Origin of the sequence: Ruoffia sp. FAM 24228 (assembly GCF_045528575.1) — a bacterium.
In the GTDB taxonomy this organism is placed as follows: Bacteria; Bacillota; Bacilli; order Lactobacillales; family Aerococcaceae; genus Ruoffia; species Ruoffia halotolerans.
Genome location: NZ_JBGQQZ010000194.1, coordinates 1 through 245 on the forward strand (window position 1 = coordinate 1; position 245 = coordinate 245).

Annotated in this window: 1 protein-coding gene; it reads right to left on the reverse strand. The window is 41.2% G+C overall.

All coding sequences use genetic code 11. The features are described 5' to 3' along the window. Window positions 1-245, reverse strand: a 245-nt coding sequence (locus ACEN33_RS12620; RefSeq protein WP_407095230.1) for a transposase, incomplete at both ends; no start/stop codon positions are given.

Consider the following 245-nt stretch of genomic DNA (forward strand, 5'->3'; position numbering starts at 1 on the left):
CAAGCAGACTAATCATCATTCTGACATGATTTTCTAAGAAGCGTGGACTATCTGTTTTATCGAAATAAAAGCCACCTTTCGCTTCTTTGATGAAATTCTCCATTGTCCCTCGCTTGCAGTAAAGAGAAAATATAACTTGAGGCGATACGTTATCTGACAGATTGGTCACAATGAATGCGTGTTGAAAGAGGAGTTCTCCTGCTTCACGGATTGATCGAATACAGACACGACGGGGTTTCGACCAT